Here is a 16,832-nt window from a genome sequence, read left to right as displayed (position 1 = left end):
AATCTTTCATGCTCACACGCTCCTTACATCAACCGAATCGTTGGCAATTTTCAACATACTAAACTTTAATTTCATTATACCGAAACTTAAATTCATTGAATAGATAATATTTCCAATTCATTTGAAATTAAATAGTAGTCACATGACAAGCCTAGTCCATCATACGTTGTATTAAAGGATGTGATCGTAATGTGGATGGGATTAATTAATCAGTACGTGAAGAACATGTCACCTCAAGAACTCCAGTCAATGGCGGCATCTAGAGGAGTTCAACTGACGTATGAAGAAGCCGATAAGCTTCTGTACTTGGCGAGAACTGAGAAAGTGAATTTAAAAAACAAGGCGTCTGTCTATGCGTTTATTGATAAGGTCGAAAAAGCAACATCGAAGTCTCACGCGATGCTGCTTTACGATTTATATGCTCAGTATAGCCATAAACTATAGTCGAACACCTGCTAGTATCTTTTCTTTCAGATCCTCTTCGAAGTTACCCGCTCTAAACATGGCAAGCTCATACTGATACGGTGGTTTTTTGTTTTTCTTATCTTCACCGACATAAGGCGTTTCAAGGATCTTTGGTATGTCCTTAACAGCCTCATGACGAACAATCCGATTCAATGCATCAAAACCAATGTGACCAAATCCGATATTCTCGTGTCGGTCCTTTCTGGCGCTTGCGGATTTTTACTATCATTCACATGCAAAACTGCAAGGCGGTCCAGTCCGATTAAACGATCAAACTCTTCCATGACCCCATCGAAGTTATTGACAATATCATAGCCTGCATCATGGGTATGGCACGTGTCAAAACAGATCGTTAATTTATCGTTATGGGTCACACCATCGATAATCTGTGCAAGCTCTTCAAAACTTCTTCCACACTCCGATCCTTTTCCGGCCATCGTTTCAAGAGCAATGTTTACTTTTTGATCGGGGTGGATCACTTCATTTAGCCCTTCGATAATCTTTTGAATCCCCTTCTCAGCACCTTCTCCTACATGAGCACCTGGGTGTAGAACAATTTGTTTTCCGCCAAGCGCTTCTGTTCGTTCAATCTCAGAGCGCAAAAAACGAACGCCAAGGTCATACGTTTCTGGCTTGACAGAATTTCCGATGTTTATAATATACGGGGCATGCACAACAACTTCTTTAATGCCATGTTCTTTCATGTGTGCTTGTCCGTTTTCAATGTTTAGCTCTTCAATCGCTTTTCTGCGCGTATTCTGTGGCGCACCCGTATAAATCATCATTGCCGTTGCCCCGTACCCTGCCGCTTCCTCACTTGAAGCAAGCAACATTTTCTTACCGCTCATCGATACGTGAGAACCGATCTTGTTGATCGTCATGTTAGCCTCTCCTTCTTCTCGCTTCTTCTTTCATCTTTTTCTTATAGCCTGGCTTAATGTTTTTTTGTTTCTTGTTTGGCGTACGTGTCGGTGAACTACTTTTACTTGATGTAGATTTCGTTCGCACTTTACCCGGTGCATAACCACTACCTAGTTGTTCAATTTCCTTCCATTCCCCGTGTTTAAGATCAACGTAATGGAAAAAGAAACGCTGTTGTTGAAGTTTATGAAGAGCCGGATAGTCTTCCTTATCTACAATCGTATACACTTCTCCACTCAAGTCGGCTCTAGCGGTTCTTCCGGCCCGGTGTTGAAAGTACTCAAGCTCACGAGGGATTGATACATTCACGACGTGTGATACGCCTTCGATATCCATACCACGAGCGGCAAGGTCAGTACAAACGACGAACGGTACATCTGCACGGTTGATTTTTTTCATCGCTTGCTTACGCTCTCTTGGGCTTAAATCACCGTGGAGCGTCTCTGTATCTATTCCATGTTCAATGAACAAACGAGTGAGCGAATCTGCTTCTTTTTTTGTATTTACAAACACTAGACACAAATACGGGTTAAGGGCTTGTGCCATTTCAATCGTAAGCATTTCCCGGCTCCGGCTTTTTAGTGGGATCAAATAGTGGGTCAACCCTTTCGGAGACGGCGTATCCGGTTTGACGTGCACATGCTTAGGGGCTTGCATATATTTCTTTAAGAAAGGTCGCAACTGTTCAGGAATCGTTGCTGAAAAAACGAGCATTTGTAAGTCATCTGGCATTTGCCCAGCCACTTGGTCAATCTCATTAATAAATCCCATATCTAACATCTGATCGGCTTCATCAATAATCAGTGTGCTTACGTGGTGGACGGACACTGCATGCTCCTGCCTTACGAGATCATGGAGCCTGCCTGGCGTAGAAATAAGGATGTGTGGCACTCGTTTCAATCGTTCAATTGCCCGGTCTTTATCAGTTCCTCCGATCGCTCGTTGCACACGAATTTCACCTACTCGCTCTGCCAACGTCCGCATCACCCGATAAATCTGCTCTGCAAGTTCCCGCGTCGGTGCAACGACAACCGCTTGCAGTTCATTTTTGTTCACTTCAATATTGGAAAGTACAGGTAACGCAAATGCTAACGTCTTTCCAGTACCGGTTTGTGATTGTCCGATCACATCATTTTTGTTTAAGATCGCTGGAATTAGCCGTTCTTGAATCTCTGTTGGTCGTGTAATTCTTTGTTCTTCTAAAGCTTGTATTAATGAAGGCTCAATGTTGAGCTTTTGAAAACCAGACATTTAAATCACCTCAAGTTTTTCCTTGGTAGACACATTCTTTAATTTTACCATAAACAAACATTGAAAAGAATACATCCCATTGAAGAGCCTAGCTGCATACTTTAATTATATTCCCTTTATTTCATTGAAAGGATGTGTTCATATGTATGGCTATCCTCCTATGCCCTTACCGATGGGACCGCCTGCTGCTTCTTTTTCGCGTGCCTTACCCATTGGAGCTGGACTTCCGTTAAGCTCGGCAATGGCAGCTCCAGGAGCTGCATTATCTGGCGGACTTGCTCCTGGAATTGGAAGTGCTGCCGCACTATCTGGTGCTCAGGGATGCTCGGTTCAATTGGAAGATTTATGCCGATGATTCAAACCGGAGCAAAATGGATTCCTGTTATTCGGAAATACGGTCCGATGGTGCGCCAAATTCCTGGTGTTGTTCGGCAAGTGAATCAGATGCGTCGAGGTTCTGGGCAAAATGAAGACACACAGGGCGAACTCCCCGCCCCGCAAACGGTTGCTGTAGAGGAACCCGTAGTGGAAACCGCTCCTACACCCGTGGAAACGACACAAGTAACGACGCCCGTGCCACCTTCTTCATATACAGGAAACGAGCCTCCACCAAAACTATACGTCTAGTTTTGCCTCGCTTTGCTTTTCAATCCTACAGTCTACCTGTATAATACAAAGTAGCCTATAATATTGGAGGACTTGGCGATGGAAGTTGTAAAAATTACCCCTCGAGGTTACTGTTACGGTGTTGTTGACGCTATGGTCATCGCCCGCCAAGCAGCAAATGATGACAGTTTACCAAGACCGATTTATATTCTTGGTATGATTGTTCACAATAAACATGTGACCGATGCATTTGAAGAAGAAGGCATTATCTCTTTAGATGGTCCAAACCGTTTAGAAATTCTTAAGAACGTAGAAAATGGAACTGTGATTTTCACAGCACATGGTGTCTCTCCAGAAGTTCGCAGACTTGCGGATGAGAAAGGCTTGACGACTATTGATGCGACGTGCCAGATGTTACGGTTACGCATGACCTCATTCTTGATAAGAAGAGTGAAGGCTATGACATCGTGTATGTCGGAAAACGCGGGCATCCAGAACCAGAAGGTGCAATTGGTGTCGCTCCCGAGCACGTACACCTCATTGAAACACTGGAAGATGTTGAAGCTTTAGATTTAAAACGAGACAACATCATTATTACGAATCAAACGACGATGAGCCAATGGGACGTACAGAACATTATGGATCGTACGTTAGAAAGGTACCCTCACGCCGAAGTACACAATGAGATTTGCCACGCGACTCAAGTGAGGCAAGAGCCGTTGGCGATCAAGCGAAGGATGCCGATCTGTTAATTGTTGTTGGAGATCCGATGAGCAACAACTCCAATCGACTTGCACAAGTATCTAAAGACATCGCGTCTACGAATGCTTATCGAATTGCTGATGTAAGTGAGCTTAAACTTGAATGGTTAGAAGGTGTCAACAAAGTTGCTGTTACAGCTGGAGCGTCTACACCTACTGCTATTGCAAAAGAGGTCATTATGTTCTTAGACCAATACGATCCGAAAGATGAAGATACGTGGACGCGTGAACGCAAAATATACGGGGCTAAAATCCTTCCCCCTCTTCGCAAGAACATGAAATCAAGAGCAAGATAAAAAGCCTGGGTATCAGGCTTTTTTTATTTGACAATCTCTTAGTTTAGTATTAAACTGATAACAACATCGAAATTGAAAGGATGAGTAAACTTGAATACACTCAAAGGTTTGCACCATGTGACCGCCATTACGAGCAGCGCTGAAAAGAATTACGAGTTTTTTACGTACACACTCGGAATGAGACTCGTGAAAAAGACGGTTAACCAAGATGATATTCAAACGTATCACCTCTTTTTTGCTGACGATACAGGCAGTCCCGGAACAGACATGACCTTTTTTGATTTCCCTGGCATCCCTAAAGGCAGACACGGAAATGATGAAATCTACAAAACGTCCTTTAGAGTACCTAGTGATGATGCTCTCGCTTACTGGGAAAAACGATTTAACGAACGCCAAGTTTCTCACACCGGCATTAAAGAACAATGGGGAATAAAGACACTGTCTTTCGTTGACTTTGATGACCAACAATACCAACTCATTTCCGATGAGCATAACAGTGGTGTCGCTTCTGGAACTGCTTGGCAAAACGGTCCCGTCCCTGTTGAATATGCAATTACTGGGCTTGGCCCCATCTTTGTACGCGTTGCCAACATCGAAGCGTTCTCTTTGTACATGCAAAAAGTTCTTGGTTTCGAGCAGCAAGGAAAAGAAGGCTCTTTTACATTGTTTGAAGTCGGAGAAGGCGGTAACGGGGCAAGCGTCATCGTCGAACACAATACGGTACTGCCTCCTGCTCAGCAAGGGTTCGGCACCGTTCACCATGCAGCATTTCGTGTTCACGACCGCGATGCGCTGAACCATTGGATTGAGCGCCTTAACCAATTCCAAATTCCAAACTCAGGCCACGTAGACCGACATTTCTTCGAATCTTTATATGCTCGGGCGACATCCCGTATCTTATTTGAATTTGCGACCGATGGCCCTGGATTCATGGGAGATGAGCCATATGAAACGTTAGGCGAGAAACTATCATTGCCACCTTTCCTTGAAGAAAAACGCGAGGAAATAGAAGCCGCCGTTCGCCATATTGATACGACACGAAGCACGAAAGACTTGACTAACGAGTAATACCCTCTGTTTGCTGGATCTAAATGTAGGGTGAAACAATTTATAATACGAACTCCTATGAGCCAAGCGCTAATACGTCTAAATCAAACAAAAACCTCTCCGCAGCCTACATTTTGGAGAGGTTTTTTCTGTTTCACGTTTTAGATAAACGTAAACGGGTCGGTATTAATAGTCGAAGCACGATATGTCACGTTTAGGCCCGCTTCATTCGTCTGCTCTCTTAGTTTACGCTCAACGCCTGCTTTCATAATTTCTTCAATATGATGACCAGGGTCAACGAGAGATAATCCAGCTAACAAGGCATCTTGTGCAGTATGAAATTTCAAGTCTCCTGTGACGAATACATCTGCACCTTGTTGCAATGCCTCTTGCCAATAATTATTACCGTCACCGCCTAGAACTGCTACCTTTTTTACTCGCTTGTTTTCATCTCCTGAAAAACGTAATCCATCAACGGAAAATGACGTTTTCAGCGTTTCGGCAAACGCTTTAAGAGTCGTTTCTTGTTCCAACTCGCCTATTCTTCCTAAACCTTTCTTTTCCCCTTCCAACCTTAGCGGGTACAGATCATATGCTACTTCTTCGTAAGGATGCGCTTGATGTAATGCTGAAATCGCCTTGTTCAATAACATTTCAGGGACAATAGTTTCAATCCGAACTTCCTCGACTTTTGTAGGCTTCCCTACTTCGCCAATATGCGGGTTCGTATTATTGCCAGGAAGAAAAGCACCTGTCCCAGAACTAGAAAATGAGCAGTGAGAATAGTCTCCAATGTGACCTGTCCCAGCATCACCTAGGCATTGCCTCACTTCCTCAGCATTTTCAACAGGTACGAATGCCACGAGTTTATACAGACGCTCTTGGTCAGTTTGTACGAGTACGTTTACATCGGTTAGCCCAATCTTTTCAGCAAGCATATCGTTCACGCCGCCGTCGGTAATATCGAGATTTGTGTGGGAAGCATAGACGCTAATGTCATGCTTTAAACATTTTTGAATGACTCTGCCTTTTGGACTGCTCAAATCAATGTTTGAAAGTGGCATAAATAACAAAGGATGATGCGCAATAATAAGCGTCGCTCCGAAATTGACCGCTTCATCAACGACGTCTTCAGTAACGTCTAGAGTCGTTAAAACCGTCTCTACAGGCTGTTCTATATCGCCAATCATGAGACCGATTGGGTCTTTATCAAATGCTAATGATTTGGGTGCAAACTCATCCATTAACTGGATTACATCTTTTACTTTAGCGGCTTTTGACATAGGCGAGTGCCTCCTTTATTCGTTTTAACTGCTGATCGATACGTCCATACGCAGAATCTGCCTGCTGATCTTGATGATTGGCGATCGCGATCTGACCTTTGACCCGTTTAAGGTGCTCGTATTCCCCTTCCCACTTTGCGATGAATGCCTCCCCACCTTGATGAAGAAGCAGCGGACCAAACATCATCTCTTCCTCAAATCCAAGGCCTGTGTGGTAAAAAGGTGCTTCCTTATCTCCCCGTTTTGCGACAATCACCTCATAAAAATGGTCAGCATCTCGTACAAGCTTTTCCTTTACGATTTGCCAGCCTTGTACGTACAACCACTGTCTTAATAGATCTGCAGCAACATTCGCTTGCAGGATAAGTGTATCCACTGCATCGAGCTTGTTACTACCTTCATCAAGAATACTTTTGATTAAGCTACCGCCCATACCCGCAATTGTGACGGTTGATATGTGATCATCTTGCCTCAGCGGCTCTAATCCACTGCCGTGGCGCACAGATATTTGCCTTGAGAGACCCGCACTTTCGATATTTCTAAGCGCGGTTTGAAACGGACCGGCATTCACATCGCTTGCAACCGCTGATTGAATGATTCCAGCTTGGACAAGCGCCTCAGGTAACTGCGCATGATCGGTGCCAATATCGGCGAGTACTGCCCCCACTTCCACTTCCAGGGCGATAACTCTCAGACGTTCAGACAATCGTTCAATCGATTCCAAAGAAGACCCTCTTTTCTCATTATCAATAAAAACGAAAAAGGAGCCTCGTGGCTCCTTTAATGATTATTCTAAGCTTGATACGTATTCTGCAACAGCTTCAGCCTCTTCACCACTAACGAGCCCATCTGGCATTGCTCCAGGACCTTCTTCGATCGCTTGGATAACTACATCCATATCCAAACCAGCTACCGGTGGTCCAGCTGTTCCGCCTGCACCAGCATCACCGTGACAGCTCAAACAGCTATCTTCAAATAACTGCTCGCCTAGCGCAATCGGATCATCTGTATCTACTTCTTCACCGTTTCCATTGCCTTCTTCGCCCTCTTCTCCACCAGCTCCTAAACCGATAAAAGAAAAGACGAGCATTAAGCAAATACCAACCCCTGCAATAAGTGCGAGTGGAATTAATGGTTGTCCTTTCATGAAGTTTCCTCCTAATCGTAACGATATGTAAATAGTAATAGATTCGCTCTATATTTTATACGAAAAGCGAAAAAAAGAAAAGCATACACGACCGACTTTTCGCAAATTGTCATTTTCTAATGACTATCAATTTGCATTTCACCTTGTAGGTGAGTAAGATAAAGAAAAACGGGTTGGAACGCAACCCGCTTCCCTTACTCCATGAAATCTTTCAATCGTTTGCTTCTGCTTGGATGACGGAGCTTTCGAAGTGCTTTGGCTTCAATTTGACGAATTCGTTCACGCGTAACACCAAACACTTTACCGACTTCCTCGAGTGTACGTGTACGCCCATCATCAAGACCGAATCTAAGACGAAGAACGTTCTCTTCACGATCGGTTAACGTATCAAGAACATCTTCGAGTTGTTCTTTCAGCAACTCGTACGCAGCAGCATCTGATGGTGCCAATGCTTCTTGGTCCTCAATGAAATCACCGAGGTGTGAATCATCTTCTTCACCAATTGGTGTTTCAAGCGATACAGGTTCTTGAGCAATCTTTAAGATCTCTCGAACTTTCTCTGGCGTTAAATCCATCTCTTCCGATACTTCTTCTGGCGTCGGCTCACGGCCAAGATCTTGAAGAAGTTGTCGTTGAACACGGATGAGTTTATTAATCGTTTCCACCATATGCACTGGAATTCGAATGGTTCGTGCTTGGTCTGCGATTGCTCGCGTAATCGCCTGACGAATCCACCACGTAGCATACGTACTGAATTTGAACCCTTTGTTGTAATCGAATTTCTCTACGGCTTTAATGAGACCCATGTTGCCTTCTTGAATTAAGTCAAGGAACAACATGCCACGGCCTACATAACGCTTGGCAATGGACACAACGAGACGGAGGTTCGCTTCAGCCAATCGGCGTTTCGCTTCTTCATCGTCTTCTTCGATGCGTTTTGCTAGATCAATTTCCTCTTCCGCTGATAAAAGAGGTACACGACCAATTTCTTTCAAGTACATACGCACGGGATCGTTAATCTTAATACCCGGAGGAACACTCAGATCATTCAGGTCAAGGTCTGTTTCTTTTTCAACTTGGTCCATACTCGGCACTTCTTCACCTTCATTAAGAAGATCCACACCTTGCTCACCCAAGTACTCAAAGAATTCATCCATCTGGTCTGAATCTTGATCATATGGGGCTAGCTTTTCTGTAATTTCGGCGTAAGATAGCACACCGCGTTTCTTACCTACTTCTACGAGTTGCTCTTTGACTTGATCGATCGACATTTCACCTTCTGCGATGCGAGGTGGTTTCTCTGCCATTCGATCTCCCTCCTTCCAATTCCAAAAACATGTTGCACTGCGTGTATTTAACGCACATTCGTGCGCTTCTTCGGAAACTTACCGCCAATTCTCTTTTTAAGCGCGATGATTTCATTTCCTATTTTTAAGGCTGCCTCGATATCTTTTCTTCGTTCAGCGTCCTTAAGCTCATGTTCTTTACCTTCTATTTCTACCCAAGTTGGATAGTTCTTAACCAACTCAATATAATCGGTAAACGCTTCTTTCGTCATCTCCATGCCTGATTCCATCATAATTTCTGTCGCAATCTGCTGAAGTTCCCTGTCATCCATATGCATGATAAACGAATGACTACTCGCCTCGTGTCCGTCAGCATAGAAGGCGTACAAGTACGCAGCGATCGCTGCATACTGATCCACATTAAACTCTCCACCAATGTGGTCCTTTACTTCATCCGCCCACTGTTCGTCATCAATCATCGACCGAATTAACATGCGCTCGGCTCGATGAAACGCGGGCAATAACTCACGCTTCACTTGAGCTTTTTGGGGGGCTGATTGGGCTCGCGGCTTAAAAGAGCGAGACTGGACAGAATCTGTGTGATTTCTTCGTTGTTCGATCGACGTTAACTCTTGATGCAATGCATCTAACGATATATCAAATTCTTGAGAAAGGTCTTTCATAAAGTACTCTCGTTCAATAGCACTTTCAACACCAAGAACAATCTCTAATACTCTTTCGATATATTCGCGTCGATCTCCTTCTCGTTGTAAGTTTTTCTCTCGCCTTAACCGAGCAATCTTAAAGGAAGAGACTGCAGTAGCTTCATTTTCAATGAGATGGACAAATGCTTTGCTTCCGTACTCCGTCAGAAATTCATCGGGATCTTTGCCCTCTGGCATAGGAACAACTCGCACATCGCAACCTACCCCTTGCAGTGTCTCCGCATTTTTAATGGCCGCTTCCTCACCTGCTTGATCTCCATCATAACAAAGGATTACATTTTCTGTCAGATTTCGGATCCGCTTTGCTTGGCTTTGATTCATAGCAGTCCCAAGTGTAGCAATCCCATTATCTATACCATGAATCCAAGCGGAGACGACATCCATACAGCCTTCAAACAGTACGACTTGATCTTTCTTTCTCGCTACTGGCTTGGCGAGGTGATATGCGTAAAGCATGTTGCTCTTTTTAAACAATGCACTCTCTGGCTGTTCAGATACTTCGGATGGTTGTCTTTGACGAGTGCTCGTGCATTAAAACCAACATGCTTTCCACCAATATCATGCAACGGAAACATGACCCGATCAGAAAAGCGATCATAAGAGCTTCTCCCATCTTCAGGCACCTGCAATAAACCGGCGTTTGCCATCAACTTGAGATCAAACTCCCGCTTATCGAGCAATGTTTTTAACGATGAGCGCTCTCTAGGTGCATAACCTAACCGAAAGTGAAGCATCGCCTCTTCATTTACGCCTCGCTCCTTAAAATACTGATAGGCCGCTCTGCCTTGCTCTGTGTTCATAAGCAAGTGATGATAAAAGCGAGCCGCCAATGAATGCCCCTCTCTCATCTTCTCCCCTTCGGATGTTGGCTCGGGGGAAAGTTCTACGTGCTGCGTATCAATATTTAAATTATCCGCGAGTTTCATGATTGCTTCTTGGAACGATAACTTCCCGTGGTCGATGAGAAATGAAACCACATTTCCTGATGCCTTACAACCAAAACAATGATATAACTGCCGATCTTTGGAAACAGAGAAAGACGGCGTGTTCTCTCCGTGAAAAGGACATAACCCTACATAACGGTCTTGCCCTTGTTTCTTTAGCTCTACGACTTCTCCGATGACGTCCACTATATCTGTCCGTTCACGAACTTCCCGAATTAGAGGCTCAGGAATAGTTTTAGACAATCGTACAATCACCACCGCATCGTTCGATTTTATTGTTTTGGTTTACAAAAAATGACCAGCGTGTGAAAAAAAGAATCCGACACATTCCATGACGGTCGTGTCGTATTCTTTACCACTCGCTGACGTATGGCAAACCATTTCTACATAAAACTAGAAAAACCTTTTTTCTTTGGTTTTTATTTATAACTTTTGCGAACTTAAACAACACATTTACCTATTATAATTCATATTTCCACCGTTGACTACACCCGTCACGAAAAAAACACGAATATCGTCGAAAACCCACGAATGAAGGCGAGAGAGATCGAGTCAGACCTTTCTCGCCTTTAGAAATGATCACTTCTTGAAATAACTGGAAATGATATTTGCCGTTTCTTCAACCGCTTTATTTGATACATCGATAACCCGGCAGCCGATCTTCTCCATAATTCTCTCGGAGTAAGCCAATTCATTTTCAATGCGAGCGAGGCTAGCATAGTTCGCCTCAGCTTTTAAGCCGAGTGATTTTAACCGTTCTGAACGAATCTCTATCAACTTCTCAGGCGAAATCTTTAAACCGATGCATTTCTCTGGAGAGATCTTGAACAGTTCCTCAGGCGGGTCCAGCTCTGGCACTATTGGCACATTTGCAACCTTTAACCTTTTGTGCGCCAAGTATTGCGAAAGTGGTGTTTTTGATGTTCTTGACACGCCAATAAGCACCACATCTGCATGCAACACCCACGTGGTCCCGTCCATCATCATACTTCACCGCAAACTCAATCGCATCGACCTTCTGAAAATAATCCTCATCTAAGCGGTATACAAGTCCTGGTTCGTATTTTGGCTGCAACTGCAAAAGTGTCGTTAGTTTATCAAGAATCGGTCCTAACAGGTCGACTGCTTCAACCTTTTCACGCTCTGCCGCCATTTGCATGTACGCTTTAATCTCTGGCACGACGAGCGTATACGCAATCATGGCACCTACGTCCTTTGCCAATTGCAATACTTCATTTATTGTCGCTTCATCTTCAACGTAAGGGATTCTTCTTACTTCAATTGTTGTATTTCCAAACTGGCTTGAAGCCGCACGGATGACAAGTTCTGCCGTTTCTCCAACAGAATCCGATACTACGTAAACAATCGGGTGTAGTTGAAACTTATTCATGGGTTTCCTCCTTCATTGGCAGATCACGATTCATTACATCCACAAGCAATTTTGTCATTGTTGTTTTCGTAATCCTGCCCACGACTTCATAGCCCCCATCGGGTCCTCGATTCACGACTGGAACAGCATCAATTTGTTTTTCAATCAATCGCTTGCATACCTCTATGAGCATGTCTTCTTTGTAACAAACCGTGATGTTCGGCATTCTCGTCATAATAATACTCACGGGCATGGATTCAAGCTCTTGATTGCCTAGACTCGCACGCAACAAATCCTTACGAGACAATACACCAGCAAGCTTTGCATCGGCATTCACGACAAACAGCGTGCCTACATCTTCAAGAAACATTGCGCTAATCGCGTCATATACAGAATCTGACTCATTCACAACGACAGGGATGGATTGATATTCTTTTACTTTTAATGTTTTTAACTGTTCAATTGGTATTTCTGCACCTGTTTTACCTGTGTAGTAATACCCGACTCTTGGCCTTGCTCCGAGAAACCCGACCATTGTGAGAATAGCAAGTCCGGGCGTAACGTCGCTCGTGTGAGAGAAAGTTGTCTGCGATTTTCTCCCCAGTAATCGGCCCTTCACCCTTTACGATTTCTAAGATCCGCTCTTGCCGATTCGTCAATTCGATAACGCATCACCGCCTTTGTACAAAGATGCACCTCTCTTTTTATAAGCTTAAGAAGGAAGCACGAGAGATTGGAATTTCGCAAAACGATTGATTTCAACAGATAACAAGCGCATCTGGGCTAACCGATTGTTCTTTTCATGTTCTTCTTTACTCATAACCATAATTTCATCGAAGTAGCGATGAATGACCGGCGAAAGCTGCACGAGTTGCTGCCACGCTCCATCCACATCGTTATGATCGAGCATGGATCCCATATTTTCTCGCAAAGCTTCGTACGCTTTATATAAGTCTTGTTCTTCAGCTTTTACGAAAAGCGATGGGCTCACGTCAAGTAATAACTGTTCATCTTGCTTAGCAATATTGTTCACACGTCCAAGTGCTTCGGCTGCTTGTTTTAGTTCCTCTGTTCCGTGAATTGATTGCAAAAAGAAAGCTTTTTGAAATACGGTGTCCACTCTTCCTAGCGGCAATACGAGAAGCGACTCAACAATGTCATAACGTACGTCAGCTTCTTCTAATGCTGCTTTCATCCGCAATAAGAAAAACTCTTCGATATCTTTTTGGAGATGCGAGTTCTCAATCGTGTATGGTGCTTTTTCAGCCACACCTACAGCAAGCTCAACCATTTGTTCAAATGTTATATTGAGAGCAAAATGATTGGCCAACGTCACAACCGCCGCTGCCTGTCTTCTGAGACCGTAAGGGTCTTGCGAACCCGAAGGCTTTTGACCGATTGCGATAGCACTCGTAATCGTATCAAGCTTGTCAGCAATACTCGCTAATGCTCCGATTTTAGATTCTGGTAGCCGATCACCATTAAATCGAGGAGAATAATGATCTCTCACAGCTGAAACAACCGTTTCATGTTCTCCTCGTCTCGCTAAATAATCACTTCCAATTAATCCTTCGAGTTCTGGAAATTCATCTACCATGAGTGTCGACTGGTCTACTTTAAGAAGCTCTGTGGCTCGTTCTAATAAAGCCCGGTCTTGATCGCTCACGCCGAGTGTTTCTGCAAGTAAAAGCGCTAGTGCGGCAGTTCTTACACTCTTGTCTTTTAACGTTCCGACCTTTTCTTGTTCAACGATGCTTTCGAGCCGCTTCACGAGTTCATCAACAGACAGTTTCTGATCTTCATTATAGAAGAAAACCGCATCACTCAATCTTGCGCGAAGCACTTTTTCATTTCCACGCTTAATATTGTCTAGATGCAAGTGATCGCCATTTCGCACCGTCACAAAATGAGGGAGAAGCTCACCCGTTTCTGAATGAACGGCAAAATACCGTTGATGCTCCCTCATTGAGGTAATTAAGACAGGATCAGGAAGCTGAAGGAAGTTCTCATCGAAATCCCCGTGTAATGCCGTAGGGTACTCGACAAGGTTTGTTACCTCTTGGAGAAGTTCTGCTGGTTGGTCAATTGTCCAGCCATGCTCTTCTTCTAGGAGAGCAATTTGTTGCTTGATAGCTGCCTGCCGCTTCTCAGGCATAACAAGCACAAACTCACGAAGAAGCGTCTCTTCATAATCATCTGCTTGTTGGAGCTCTACTTCGGTTCCTAAGAAGCGATGACCATACGTGTTTCTTCCTGTCGGGATATTCGTAACAGTTGCGGGTATCACTTCATCACCGAATAGTGCACACACCCAATGAATCGGGCGAACATATCGTGTTTTGCTATGTCCCCAACGCATGCTTTTTGGAAAAGATACGTCTAAGTATAACTGCACAACTTCTGGTAGCAGGTGAATCGTTTTTTGACCTGTTACTTTTTTGACAGCATACACGTAAGATCCTTGTTCCGTATCTCTCGTTTCAAGTTGGTCCGCATCTAACCCTTTGCCCTTAGCAAAACCAATCGCTGCTTTTGACCAGCTTCCATCCTCATTTTTTGCAATGGCTGCAGAAGGTCCCCTTGATTCTTCAACGGTATCTGGCTGCACTTCATCTACGTCAAAAACAAGCACACCAAATCGGCGTGGTGTCGAAAACGCTTTGATGCTCGAATAGTTCACACGCTTATCCTTAAACCATTGGGTTACCTTTTGCTCAAAACTGTCACGCCCGATGTCAACAAACTGCGCAGGGATTTCTTCAAGACCTAATTCTAGTAACAATGTCTTTGCCATATTATGCTTCCTCCTTTGCTTTTTCCTTTAACAACGGGAAGCCTAATCGCTCTCGCTCTTGGTAATGAATAGAGGCACATTTTCTTGCTAAGTTACGAACGCGCCGAATATATCCGGTTCGCTCTGTAACAGAAATCGCTCCACCTGCATCTAAAAGGTTGAACGTATGGGAACATTTTAAAATGTAATCATACGCAGGGAAGACGAGATTCTTAGCTAGGGCAGCAGCTGCTTCTTGCTCGTAAGTGACGAACAGTTTTTGGAGCATGTCATGGTCTGCTACTTCAAATGTGTATGTGGAGTGCTCAAATTCCGGTTGGTAAAAAATATCTCGATACGTGTAACCTGCTTCCCATTCAAGATCAAACACATTCTCCTTGTCTTGAATATACGAGCATAGCCTCTCAAGGCCATATGTGAGCTCAACAGCAACCGGGTCAGCATCCAATCCTCCAACTTGTTGGAAATACGTAAACTGCGTAATTTCCATCCCGTCAAGCCACACTTCCCAGCCTAGACCCCACGCATTTAATGTTGCATCTTCCCAATTGTCTTCAACAAAACGAATGTCATGCTTTAAAGGGTCGATCCCTAGAGCTTTTAAGCTTTCAAGATACAGCTCTTGAATATTCGGTGGAGAAGGCTTCATAATGACTTGAAATTGATGGTGCTGGTACAAGCGGTTTGGGTTATCTCCGTATCGTCCATCAGATGGTCGGCGTGAAGGCTCCACGTAAGCGGCGTTCCATGGCTCTGGCCGATACTTCTAAGAAACGTCATTGGATTCATCGTTCCTGCACCTTTTTCAACATCATACGGTTGCATAATAAAGCAATTTTGCTCAGCCCAAAATGATTGCAACTTTAAAATCACTTGTTGTACATTCATCTTTCGTTCTCCTTTCATTTTTCAAAGGTTCGTCACACGAAAAATCCCGTCCCTAGCCCATTAATCCAATTAATGAGCTAGGGACGGGATTTGCCCGCGGTTCCACCCTAGTTGTGCAACATGCACCACTTCGTTCAATGCATTACTCAAAAGCGCCTTCCAAAGGATACATTTATGCGGCTTACACTATTCCGCATTCGCTATGAAATGCATTTCCCTTTGTACTCTTCTTCATCTACGTAATGTTCGTATGTAAATAACTGTAGAGAAATCATACATAAAAACGAATCTGCTGTCAACTCACAGTCAATCTTTTGGCTTCCAATTCTCCCACTGGTCAAGAAAACGTTTTGACTTCAAACGAAGACCGCTATATTGATCATAATACGTATCAATGACCGATGCTAGTTTATCCCTCATGGCTAGGCTTACTTCGATGTTCTCAATGTTAGGTGTTCGAACATAAAACCATTCGCGCAGCATACGAACCTCTTCATCCGTTAATGCGAGTCGGTACTGGTCTGTGTGTTTGCAACGATCACACAAGAAGCCCGCTTCTTTAATCGAAAAAGAGAAAATTCCATTTGTTTCTCCACAATTAGCACAAGCCTTTAATTGGGGTCGTATACCAAGAAGGTGGGTCACCTTCCATTCAAACACCCGACGCAATAAGACAGGGTCGTCCCCCGCTTCCAACCGCTCTAACAAGCGAAGCACGAGTGCAAATAAATTCGGGCTCGCCTGCTTTTCCTCCACACTACTGTCCAAAAGCTCTAAAATGTATGCTGCATAAGCCGACATATCAAGATCTTCACGTAATGATCGGAATGTGTGCAACATTTCTCCTTGAGATAACGTTCCCATACTTTTGCCCATATAAAACGTGAGGAGCGTGTGTGCATATGGTTGACAAATTGCTGCGTATTGACTTTTTGGTTTTTTTGCACCTTTGGCCATGAGTGCCAGTTTCCCTTTTTCCTTCGTAAATACTTTCACAATCAGATGGGACTCGCCATACGGCAACGTGCGTATGACGACCCTTCAGCTTT

General features: G+C 43.9%; 13 protein-coding genes and 5 pseudogenes. 5 read left to right on the top strand and 13 right to left on the bottom strand.

Annotated elements, in window-relative coordinates; translation table 11 throughout:
• Window positions 1-189 precede the first annotated feature (189 nt).
• On the top strand, window positions 190-444 hold the full coding sequence (locus tag JCM19037_RS11305) for a DUF2624 family protein (protein ID WP_042401123.1): 255 nt from the start codon (window positions 190-192) through the stop codon (window positions 442-444).
• Here JCM19037_RS11305 and JCM19037_RS11300 read toward each other — a convergent pair.
• A pseudogene (locus JCM19037_RS11300) lies at window positions 439-1,346 on the bottom strand (deoxyribonuclease IV). The gene JCM19037_RS11305 and the pseudogene JCM19037_RS11300 overlap by 6 nt on opposite strands.
• Window position 1,347: 1 nt before the next feature.
• Window positions 1,348-2,637 carry a DEAD/DEAH box helicase gene (locus JCM19037_RS11295; protein WP_042401119.1) on the bottom strand — a complete coding sequence of 430 codons (1,290 nt, stop codon included), beginning with the start codon at window positions 2,635-2,637 and terminating at the stop codon, window positions 1,348-1,350.
• A 142-nt stretch (window positions 2,638-2,779) separates the two neighbouring features.
• Here JCM19037_RS11295 and JCM19037_RS25105 point away from each other — a divergent pair, with 142 nt between their 5' ends.
• The 4 genes and pseudogenes from JCM19037_RS25105 (at window position 2,780) to JCM19037_RS11280 (ending at window position 5,368) form a co-directional block, all read left to right on the top strand.
• Window positions 2,780-2,992, top strand: coding sequence for a hypothetical protein (locus tag JCM19037_RS25105; protein ID WP_152549042.1), 213 nt, complete (start codon window positions 2,780-2,782; stop codon window positions 2,990-2,992).
• Window positions 2,959-3,264, top strand: coding sequence for a hypothetical protein (locus tag JCM19037_RS11290; RefSeq protein ID WP_042401116.1), 306 nt, complete (start codon window positions 2,959-2,961; stop codon window positions 3,262-3,264). The genes JCM19037_RS25105 and JCM19037_RS11290 overlap by 34 nt, the downstream gene beginning before the upstream one ends.
• Window positions 3,265-3,342: 78 nt before the next feature.
• Window positions 3,343-4,300 (top strand): annotated as a pseudogene (locus JCM19037_RS11285) (4-hydroxy-3-methylbut-2-enyl diphosphate reductase).
• Window positions 4,301-4,390: 90 nt separating this feature from the next.
• A complete protein-coding gene (locus tag JCM19037_RS11280) occupies window positions 4,391-5,368 on the top strand; it encodes a ring-cleaving dioxygenase (RefSeq protein WP_042401112.1) in 978 nt (325 codons plus the stop codon).
• 140 nt (window positions 5,369-5,508) lie between these two features.
• Here JCM19037_RS11280 and JCM19037_RS11275 read toward each other — a convergent pair whose 3' ends face one another.
• From JCM19037_RS11275 to recO, 11 genes and pseudogenes are all read right to left on the bottom strand, one after another.
• Window positions 5,509-6,630, bottom strand: coding sequence for a Nif3-like dinuclear metal center hexameric protein (locus JCM19037_RS11275; protein WP_042401110.1), 1,122 nt, complete (start codon window positions 6,628-6,630; stop codon window positions 5,509-5,511).
• Window positions 6,614-7,354 carry a class I SAM-dependent methyltransferase gene (locus tag JCM19037_RS11270; RefSeq protein ID WP_052363815.1) on the bottom strand — a complete coding sequence of 247 codons (741 nt, stop codon included), beginning with the start codon at window positions 7,352-7,354 and terminating at the stop codon, window positions 6,614-6,616. Before JCM19037_RS11270 ends, JCM19037_RS11275 begins: the two co-directional genes overlap by 17 nt.
• 63 nt (window positions 7,355-7,417) lie before the next feature.
• Window positions 7,418-7,777 (bottom strand): cytochrome c, encoded by a 360-nt coding sequence (locus tag JCM19037_RS11265; protein ID WP_042401107.1) that lies wholly within the window; start codon window positions 7,775-7,777, stop codon window positions 7,418-7,420.
• A 194-nt stretch (window positions 7,778-7,971) separates the two neighbouring features.
• On the bottom strand, window positions 7,972-9,084 hold the full coding sequence (gene rpoD / locus JCM19037_RS11260) for an RNA polymerase sigma factor RpoD (protein WP_042401104.1): 1,113 nt from the start codon (window positions 9,082-9,084) through the stop codon (window positions 7,972-7,974).
• 47 nt (window positions 9,085-9,131) lie between these two features.
• Window positions 9,132-10,244: a toprim domain-containing protein gene (locus JCM19037_RS22790; RefSeq protein WP_052363814.1), complete on the bottom strand. Its 1,113-nt coding sequence runs from the start codon at window positions 10,242-10,244 to the stop codon at window positions 9,132-9,134.
• Window positions 10,211-10,975 (bottom strand): DNA primase, encoded by a 765-nt coding sequence (locus JCM19037_RS22785; RefSeq protein ID WP_052363813.1) that lies wholly within the window; start codon window positions 10,973-10,975, stop codon window positions 10,211-10,213. The genes JCM19037_RS22790 and JCM19037_RS22785 overlap by 34 nt, the downstream gene beginning before the upstream one ends.
• A 336-nt stretch (window positions 10,976-11,311) precedes the next feature.
• A pseudogene (locus JCM19037_RS11250) lies at window positions 11,312-12,122 on the bottom strand (pyruvate, water dikinase regulatory protein).
• Window positions 12,115-12,766: pseudogene (locus JCM19037_RS11245) on the bottom strand (helix-turn-helix transcriptional regulator). The pseudogenes JCM19037_RS11250 and JCM19037_RS11245 overlap by 8 nt, the downstream one beginning before the upstream one ends.
• A gap of 47 nt (window positions 12,767-12,813) precedes the next feature.
• Window positions 12,814-14,895 carry a glycine--tRNA ligase subunit beta gene (gene glyS / locus JCM19037_RS11240; protein WP_042401099.1) on the bottom strand — a complete coding sequence of 694 codons (2,082 nt, stop codon included), beginning with the start codon at window positions 14,893-14,895 and terminating at the stop codon, window positions 12,814-12,816.
• Between the two features lies 1 nt (window position 14,896).
• Window positions 14,897-15,783: pseudogene (gene glyQ / locus JCM19037_RS11235) on the bottom strand (glycine--tRNA ligase subunit alpha).
• A 306-nt stretch (window positions 15,784-16,089) separates the two neighbouring features.
• Entirely contained in the window at window positions 16,090-16,815 is a 726-nt protein-coding gene (recO, locus tag JCM19037_RS11230; protein ID WP_042401096.1) for a DNA repair protein RecO, read from the bottom strand.
• Between the last annotated feature and the right edge of the window lie 17 nt (window positions 16,816-16,832).

Origin of the sequence: Geomicrobium sp. JCM 19037 (genome assembly GCF_000698105.1) — a bacterium.
GTDB lineage: Bacteria > Bacillota > Bacilli > Bacillales > Marinococcaceae > Geomicrobium_A.
This window is presented reverse-complemented; position numbering and strand designations above follow the sequence as displayed.